Genomic DNA, 8,605 nt, shown 5'->3' on the forward strand with positions numbered 1-8,605 from the left:
TTACTCGGCCGCGACCACGTGCGGCCGCTCGCCGTCGGCTTCTTCGAGCTGCGGCTCGAGCCGGCGCTTCAGGCGGCGGTCGATGCGGTCGAGATAGATGTAGATCACGGGGGTGATGTACAGCGTCAGCAGTTGCGACAGGCACAGACCGCCGACCACGGCGACGCCGAGCGGCTGGCGCAGTTCGGCGCCGGCGCCGGCGCCGAGCGCGATCGGCAGCGTGCCGAAGATCGCGGCGAACGTCGTCATCATGATGGGGCGGAAACGCAGCAGCGCGGCTTCGCGGATCGCATGCTCCGCACTGAGGCCGACTCTGCGGCGCTCCAGTGCAAAGTCCACCATCATGATGGCGTTCTTCTTGACGATGCCGACCAGCATCACGATGCCGATCATCGCGATGACGGACATCTCCATTCCGAACAGCATCAGGGTCAGGATAGCGCCGATGCCGGCCGACGGCAGGCCGGAGATGATGGTGATCGGGTGGATGAAGCTCTCGTAGAGTATGCCGAGGATGACGAAGGCCGCGAACACGGCGGCGAGGATCAGGACGCCCTGCCCGCGCAGCGAATCCTGGAACACCTGCGCCGTGCCGGAGAAGCCGGTGGCAATGGTCGCCGGCAGGTTGGAGCTCTGCTCAAGCGTGGTGATCTGGTCGACCGCATAGCCCAGCGAATAGCCCGGCGCGAGGTTGAAGGAGATCGTCACCGCCGGCTGCTGCGCCTGATGGTTGATTTGCAGCGGCCCCACCGTCGGAACCAGCTTCGCCACCGCCGACAGCGGAATGGTCTGGTTGTTCTGGGTCTTCATGTAGAGCTTGGACAGATCGGACGGATCGACCCGGAACTGCGGCTGCACTTCCAGGATGATCTGGTAGTCGTTCGACGGCATGTAGATGGTGCCGACCTGGCGCGAGCCGTAGGCGTTGTAGAGCTGGTTGCGAACCTGGTCGACGGTGACGCCGTAAACGGCGGCCTTCTCGCGGTCGATATCGACCGTCATCTGCGGGTTCTTGATGTAGAGATCGGTGGTGACGTCGAGCAGGCCCGGCACCTTCTCGATCTTGTCGCGCATTTCCGGCGCCAGCCGGTACAGCGAGTCGGTGTCGCCGCTCTGCATCACATACTGGTATTGGCTCTTGGAGATCCGCCCCCCGATATTGAGGTTCTGGATCGGCTGGAAGAACGCCTGCATGCCTGGAATCTGGCGGGCTTTGCCCCGCAGCCGCCCGATGATCGTCGTGAGGTTGTCGCGTTCCTTCTTCGGCTTCAGCGCGATGAAGAGCCGTCCGTAATTCGCCGTCGTGTTCGGTCCGCCGGCGCCGACGGTGGAGTTGATGTATTCGATCGCGGGATCGCTTCTCAGCACCGCGACCAGCGCCCGCTGCCTCTCCTTCATCGCATCGAAGGACGTGTCGGTCGCAGCCTCGGTCACGCCGATCAGGAAGCCGGTGTCCTCCTGCGGAAAGAAGCCCTTCGGCACGATCATATAGAGGTAGACGGTGCCGCCCAGCGTCGCCAGCGTCACGGCCAGCATCAGCGCCTTGCGCGCCAGCACCCAGTCGAGCGTCCATTCATAGGCACGCAGCCAGGATTCGAACATCGCCTCGAAAACGCGAAGCACGATGTTCGGCTTCTTGTTCGGGTCGTGTGCCCGCAACACGCGTGCGCACAGCATCGGCGTCAAGGTCAGCGAAACGAATCCTGACACGATGATCGCGACCGATACCGTCACCGCAAACTCGCGGAACACCCGGCCGACGATGCCCCCCATCAGCAGCACCGGGATGAACACGGCGATCAGCGAGAAAGTGATCGAAATGATCGTGAATCCGATCTCGCGCGCGCCTTTCAGCGCCGCCTCGAACGGCCGCATCCCATGCTCGATATGGCGGACGATGTTCTCCAGCATGACGATGGCGTCGTCGACCACGAACCCGACTGACAGGGTCAGCGCCAGCAGTGTCATGTTGTTGATCGAATAGTCGAGCGCGTACATCACCGCGCAGGTGCCGAACAGCGAGATCGGAACCGCCAGCGCCGGAATGAAGGTCGCCGACGCCGAGCGCAGGAACAGGAAGATGACGAGGATGACCAGCCCGATCGCGATCAGCAGCGTTTCCTCGACGTCGGCCACCGCCTGACGAATGGATACCGAGCGATCCATCAGCACGTTGATCGACACCGACGGCGGGATCTGCGCCCGCAGCACCGGCAATTTGGCCAGAATGCCATCGACCACCGCCACCGTGTTGGCGTCCGGCTGTTTCTGGATGCCGAGCACGATCGAGCGCTCGTCGTTCAGCCAGGTTGCGATCCGCTCGTTCTCGACGCTGTCGTAGATCTTTGCGACCTCATCGAGCTTGACCGGCGAACCGTTGCGCCAGGCCACCACGATCTTGCTGTAGTCAGCCGCCTTGTCCATCTGGCCGGAGGCCTGCAGCGCCACGTCCTGCTTTGGTCCATTCAGCGTGCCGACCGGGGTCGACGAATTGGCGGCCGAAACCGCGGCGCGGATGTCTTCGAGCGACAATCCGCGCGCCGCGGCGGCTTCCGGATCGGCCTGGACACGCACGGCGAATTTCTGCGCGCCGTAGACGCTGACCTGCGCAACACCCGGTATCTGCGACAAAGTCTGGCCGATGGTGATTTCGCCATATTCGTTGACAGCTGACAGCGGCAGCGTGGATGAGCCAAGCACCACGAACAGGATCGCGAAATCGGCCGGGTTGACCTTGCGGAAACTCGGCGGGATTCTCATCTCGATCGGCAACCGGCGTTGCGCGATCGTCAGCGCCGTCTGCACGTCGAGCGCGGCGGAATCGATATTGCGGTTGAGATCGAACTGGATCGTGATCTGGCTCGAGCCCTGCGATGAACTCGACGACATCGAGGAGATGCCGGCAATGGTCGAGAGCTGGCGCTCGATGACGCCGGCCACCGAGGCTGCCATCGTATCCGCGCTCGCGCCCGGCAAGGTCGCGGTCACGGCAATGGTCGGGAAGTCGACCCGCGGCAGCGCCGATACCGGCAGCAGGCGGAAGCCGAAGATGCCGAATGCGATGATCGACGCCGTGATCAGCGTCGTCATGACCGGCCGGCGGATGCAGAGCTCCGAGAGCGTCATCGGCTACGCCCCCGCCTTCTTCGCCCGCGGTTCGACCCGCGTTCCGTCCGACAGCAGCAATTGTCCGTCGACCACCACGCTCTCGTTGCCGGCGAGCCCTTCTGAAATCACCGACATGCCCTGCGAGGTACGATCGACCGTGACCGATTGAACCTTGGCTGTGCCGTCCTTGACGACGAAGACGAAATTACCGCTCTGGCTGCGCTGCACGGCGACCGTCGGAACCACGATCGCATCTTCGCTGCGGATCGTCAGTCGGGTCGCGACCAGGGTGCCCGGCCACAATGTCTCGTTTTCGTTGTTCATGATGCCGCGCACGGTGACCATGCCCGTGGTGGCATCCACCGTGTTCTCGACCATCGCAACCTTGCCGCTTTCCGAGCGCTGATGACCCGGGATCGTCGCGGTCACCCCGGATGCCCCCTTCGCCATCGACTCGCGCAGATCGACCAGCACGCGCTGGGGGACGGCGAACGTCACATAGACCGGTGCCATCTGGTTGATGACGGCGAGCGGCGCGAGATCGGCCGGCCGCACGAAATTGCCGACCTTGACGTTAGCTGCACCGATCCGGCCCGAGAACGGTGCGCGGATCGTGGTGTAGCTTTTCTGGACCTTCAGATTGTCGAGCGCCGCCTGGTCGGCCTTGATGGTTCCAGCCAGGATGTCAGCCGTCGTCTTGGCGTTGTCGAGATTGACCTGCGTGGTGGCGCCCTTGCCGATCAGTTCGCTGTACCGCCGGACATCGCGCTGCGCACCTTCGAACTGGGCCTGGTCCTTCGCCAGCACCCCCTCGGCCTGCTCGATCTGGGCGTCGATCTGGCGCGCATCGAGCGTGAACAGCAAGTCGCCTTCGTTGACCTTGGCGCCATCCTGGAAATGGACCGACACGATGGTGGTTTCCAGCCGCGACTTCAGCGCCACGCTGGAGATCGGCGTGACGGTTCCGTTGGCATCGACATCGACGGGCACGGACTTGCGCTCCGCCTTCGCCAGTTCGACCGAGACCATGCGCGGGCGCTGCGGCCCCTGTGCGCTGGCGTTGCTCCCCATCCACGACGAGCGGGTTGTGTAGGCCGCGACGGCAGCAATGCCGATAATGCCGGCAACAAGTATCCAGTTACGCTTTTTCATAATTTTTCACGTCCGCCGGTCCGCAAAGGGCGGGACAGCTGCTCCCGGCCCCCTTGACGGCGACTTTTACGCCTTATTTCTAGATAGTTATCACAGCATCGCGGCACATGGTATGCCACTGCAGCGAAAATGTGCGATTACAATCCGGGCTTTTGCAATGCGTATTGCTACGTGGAACGTCAATTCGGTCCGGCAGCGGATCGACCATCTCCTGACTTGGCTGAAGGACTGCGCGCCTGACGTCGTCTGCCTGCAGGAAATCAAATGCATCGATGAGGCCTTTCCGCGGCTCGAGATCGAGGCGCTCGGCTACAACGTCGTCACCCACGGCCAAAAGACCTTCAACGGCGTTGCGCTGTTGTCGAAGCTGCCGTTCGAGGAAACCAAATCCGGCCTCGCCGGCGACGACGAGGACGCCCATGCCCGGTTCCTCGAAGGCGTGATTCCCCTGAAGAAGGGCGTGCTGCGCATCGCCTGCCTTTATCTGCCCAACGGCAATCCTGCGGATTCAGATAAATATCCCTATAAACTCAAATGGATGTCGCGGCTTCTTGAGTACTCCAGGGAGCGACTTAAAGCAGAGGAGCCGCTGATCCTGGCGGGCGACTTCAACGTCATCCCGGCAGCCCAGGACGTCTACAATCCCGCCGCCTGGGCCAATGACGCGCTGTTTCGCCCCGCGACCCGCGAATCCTTCCAATCGCTGCTCGGGCTTGGACTGACGGACGCGCTGCGCGCCGTGAACGACGCCCCCGGACAGTACACCTTCTGGGACTATCAGGCCGGGGCCTGGCAGAAGAACTGGGGCTTGCGGATCGACCATTTGCTGCTGTCGCCGCAGGCCAGCGACCGGCTCACCAATGTCGGCGTCGACAGCTACGTGCGCGCCTGGGAGAAGCCGTCGGACCATGTCCCGGTCTGGGCCGATCTCGATCTCGAAACCGCCTGAGCGAATAAGCGCCGCTCAAGCCAAGCCGCGGCAGCAACCAGGCTGCGGCGGGAATCAGTCCCGGCGGCCCTGCACCCAATGCTCGAGCATCTGCAGTGCCATCGCGCGGTCGTCGCCGGAGGCTTTCGACATCGCCCGGGTGTAGCTTTCCTTGATCCAGAGCTCGTCCGGCGCCGCACTCTCGCTCGCCAGGGTCAGCCACATCAGCCCGCGCGCGCGCTGCGGCGGCAACCGGTCGCCGTTGAACAGCATCTGGCCGAGCAGCGCCTGTGCCTGATGCTGGCCCTTCTGGGCGGCCAGACCAAGCCAGCGGGCGCCATAGCGGAAATCTTCCCGCGAAGCGTCCGGGGTCTTCAGATAGAGCCGCGCCAGATCGTACTGGGCGTCGGCATTGCCGAAATAGGACGCGGCATAGGAGAACATCTCCCGCGCCCGCTCCCTGTCGACCTTGACCTTCGAATTGGGAATGCCGTTGAGGTAGTACCGCCCCAGCGCCACGAACGCGTTGGCCACGATCGTCGCCTGAGGCGCCGACGGGCTATCCTCGGCATGCTGGTTGGCAATGCGGCTGAAATATTCGAACGCCCGCAGATCGTCTTGGGTGACGCCATCGCCGTTGGCATACATCCGGCCGAGCTTCCACTGGGCCACGGGATGACCGCCTTCAGCGGCGTATTGCAGGGAGGTCAGTGACGGCGCGGTCGCGGCAGCCGCCGTGGTTGCCGGCGGAATCGCCTTTTTCTGGCCCGGAATACCCAAGCCTCCACCTAAGGCCTGGGCGTTCAACGCCTGGGCGGCGGGCTGGGAAACCACGGGAAGAGCGGCATCTTTGGGATTTACCGGCGCACCATCGAACGCGAATCCGGAACCTGCCACCGGCGCGGCCCCTAACATCAACGCAAGAATGATACGCCTAGATGTCCGCATAACACTGTTTCTCGTGCGCACCGCCTGGATGGGAAACAGCGTCACCCATCGCCTGCCCGATCCTTTGGGCGTCCTTCCACAGCGCAGCCGATTTGAGGTTAGTCGCTCGGGACTGCCGTTTGGTCTCATGTCCAGGGGCGTCGGCGCCGGTCAACTTTACGTTAAGACTCGCCGCGGCGGCCTCTTCGCGGTCCAAGCCGCGGACAGAACCTGGAAATTCAGAACCTGGAAATTTCGGCTTCGACATGCCCGCGACCTTCACGACCGCACCTTCCTGCGCAAAATTTTCTTTTGGGCCGACGATACCGCCGGTGGCGGCCATCGGCTTTACGCTCTTGAGGTTTTCGGCGATCGTCCGGCCCGTGGCGGTAAGGCAATTCCCGCGCAGGTGGCCATTGTCGAGCAGCGTCTTCATCAGAAGCGATATGCTCCCAATTTCCTGTATGTCTTTGGCAACATAACGGCCGCCCGGCTGCAAACCCGCGGCACACGGAGTCTTTTTGAAGATTTTCCCCGCGAAGATTTCGGCGACGTCGATCAAATCGAATTTGATGCGGCAGTGACTGGTGATCACCGGCAGGTGCGGTGCAGCATTGCTCGCGCCGCTGGAAGCCGCGACGACGGCGGCATAGGCTTGCGGCGCGCACGAGGGACCCGCCGTCACGTGACGGCTCGGCAGCCTGTTCTTGATGTTGGTCCCTGCGTGCATCGCGAACCTGTTTCCCCAGCCGTCTCGACTTCGCGAGCGCTGTGGCCATCAGCCTATGAAGGCATGATTTCATGCAGGGGTGTGGCTAAAAAGCGGCGCAGGCAATAGCTGGCTGATTTGACGGTTAAATGTTCAGCAACTGTTGCGGCCGCGCAACAATCGTAGCAAACGGGCAACGATCGATGGCACAACCCGCACAGGCTGTGGAACTAAATTCCCGCTACTCCTGCTTTACGCCACCCGGACCGCGTGTTTGCCTGATCGTCACAACCGGCAACCGGTCGATCGCGCGCAGGCCGGGCCGCTTGCGCCATTTGATTTCGGATGGATCGACCGCCAGCGCCAGCTCAGGCCAGCGCCGGAACAGCGATTTCAGCGCACATCGGCCTTCGATCCGCGCCAGCTGATGGCCGAGACAAAAATGGATCCCGGTGCCGAACGCAATGTGGCGGTTGGGCCTGCGCTGCAGGTCGAGCCGCTCCGGATGCGGATTGGCTTGCGGGTCCATGTTGGCGGCGGCGAGCATCGCCATCACCTTGTCGCCCTTCCTCACCTGCACGCCGCCAAGTTCGACATCCCGGCGCACATAGCGCGGCTTGGTGAATTGCACCGGCGTGATGAAGCGCAGAAATTCCTCGACCGCCAGATCGAGCCGGCTTTCGTCCTCGCGCAGCCAGTCGCGCAGTCCGGGATTCTTCAGAAGCTCGAACGCCGATCCGCTGATCAGATGCGTCGTGGTCTCGTGGCCGGCGAACAGCAGCAGGAACACCATCGACACGATCTCATCGCGGCTGATCTTCCCGCCGTCCTTTTCGACGCGTACGATCTCGGCGATCAACCCCTGCCCGCCTTGCCGGCGAACGGTTTCCAGATGCTGCTCGACATAGCGCCGCATGGCAAAAATCTTCGGCATCATGCCGAGAAAGCCGAGCGCGCCGGTGAAGCGGGTAAAGCCGCTGGCCCAGGCGGTGAATTTGGCGCGATCGGCGAGCGGCAGCCCGAGCAGTTCGCAAATCACCGACAGCGGCAGCCTGCGCGCAAAGCGCTCGACGAGATCGGCCGGACTGCCTTCGGCAAACAATTCATCGGCGAGCGCGTCGCCGATCGCCTGGATATGCGTCTCCATGTCGAGCACGGCACGGCGGCGGAACGCTTCGTCGACGATGTCGCGCAGCCTTTTGTGGTCGGGCTCGTCCATCGACAGCATGCTGTTGGCGAGCGTGCGCACGATGCCCGGCATCCACCATTGCAGCCCGGCGACATTGCCATCGTCGCGGCGGATGGTGAAGGTATCGGTATCCTTCAGCACCTGATCGGCGAGCGCCTGCGTGGTCGTGGCCCACACCTTGCCGATGATCGGAAAGCGCACTTCCACCACCGGCCCGGTGGTGCGCAGCTTCTCGATCGCGGTGGCGGGATCGCGAAAGAAATCCTGGCTGGTGAAGTCGGCCTGCAAACTCATGCGCGGTTCCTTCGCTGAAGTCCGGAAGTCCAATATGCGATCGCGGCGCCAAAATTCCAGAGCATGTAAGGAACCGTCATTGCGAGCGCAGCGAAGCAATCCACTCTTTCTTCACGCGGCGCGATGGATTGCTTCGCTGCGCTCGCAATGACGAAAAACACGGCTTCACATTCTCGCGACGCTTTGCGCCCGAGGTTTGCTGGAAACTTCCTGCCCTCTCCAATGAGAGGGCGCAGGGAAGACCGGGTGCGCGCTGCACCCGCGGTCTCGCGTGCGGTTTGCACAAAACAAAGTGCAC

Annotated in this window: 6 protein-coding genes and 1 pseudogene; 1 reads left to right on the forward strand and 6 read right to left on the reverse strand. The window is 62.9% G+C overall.

The features are described from left to right. Positions 1-3,126, reverse strand: a complete 3,126-nt coding sequence (locus JQ567_RS11370) for an efflux RND transporter permease subunit (protein WP_212438886.1) — start codon at positions 3,124-3,126, stop codon at positions 1-3. Between the two features lie 3 nt (positions 3,127-3,129). After that, positions 3,130-4,260, reverse strand: coding sequence for an efflux RND transporter periplasmic adaptor subunit (locus JQ567_RS11375; RefSeq protein ID WP_212438887.1), 1,131 nt, complete (start codon positions 4,258-4,260; stop codon positions 3,130-3,132). A gap of 157 nt (positions 4,261-4,417) precedes the next feature. Between JQ567_RS11375 and xth the strand changes: the two genes are divergently transcribed. Next, on the forward strand, positions 4,418-5,209 hold the full coding sequence (gene xth, locus JQ567_RS11380; protein ID WP_212438888.1) for an exodeoxyribonuclease III: 792 nt from the start codon (positions 4,418-4,420) through the stop codon (positions 5,207-5,209). A gap of 54 nt (positions 5,210-5,263) precedes the next feature. Here the strand turns inward: xth and JQ567_RS11385 are convergent, their stop codons facing one another. The 4 genes and pseudogenes from JQ567_RS11385 to JQ567_RS11400 all read right to left on the reverse strand — a co-directional run. Further along, positions 5,264-6,136: a tetratricopeptide repeat protein gene (locus JQ567_RS11385; protein ID WP_212438889.1), complete on the reverse strand. Its 873-nt coding sequence runs from the start codon at positions 6,134-6,136 to the stop codon at positions 5,264-5,266. Next, positions 6,123-6,764 (reverse strand): annotated as a pseudogene (locus tag JQ567_RS11390) (dihydroxy-acid dehydratase); the annotation flags it as partial. The pseudogene JQ567_RS11390 and the gene JQ567_RS11385, both read right to left, overlap by 14 nt. A gap of 301 nt (positions 6,765-7,065) precedes the next feature. Next, complete coding sequence (locus JQ567_RS11395; RefSeq protein WP_212438891.1) at positions 7,066-8,307, reverse strand: cytochrome P450; 1,242 nt, start codon at positions 8,305-8,307, stop codon at positions 7,066-7,068. Then, positions 8,304-8,605, reverse strand: a 302-nt coding sequence (locus tag JQ567_RS11400) for a hypothetical protein (RefSeq protein ID WP_212438892.1), incomplete at its 5' end; no start/stop codon positions are given. The genes JQ567_RS11395 and JQ567_RS11400, both read right to left, overlap by 4 nt.

The sequence above is a fragment of the Bradyrhizobium sp. AUGA SZCCT0431 genome, from assembly GCF_018131065.1.
In the GTDB taxonomy this organism is placed as follows: Bacteria; Pseudomonadota; Alphaproteobacteria; order Rhizobiales; family Xanthobacteraceae; genus Bradyrhizobium.

Excerpts from the sequence above, each read along its gene's own strand:
- JQ567_RS11385 (WP_212438889.1), bottom strand. The coding sequence starts at position 6,136 with ATGCGGACATCTAGGCGTATCATTCTTGCGTTGATGTTAGGGGCCGCG.
- JQ567_RS11370 (WP_212438886.1), bottom strand. The coding sequence starts at position 3,126 with ATGACGCTCTCGGAGCTCTGCATCCGCCGGCCGGTCATGACGACGCTG.
- JQ567_RS11395 (WP_212438891.1), bottom strand. The coding sequence starts at position 8,307 with ATGAGTTTGCAGGCCGACTTCACCAGCCAGGATTTCTTTCGCGATCCC.
- JQ567_RS11375 (WP_212438887.1), bottom strand. The coding sequence starts at position 4,260 with ATGAAAAAGCGTAACTGGATACTTGTTGCCGGCATTATCGGCATTGCT.
- xth (WP_212438888.1), top strand. The coding sequence starts at position 4,418 with ATGCGTATTGCTACGTGGAACGTCAATTCGGTCCGGCAGCGGATCGAC.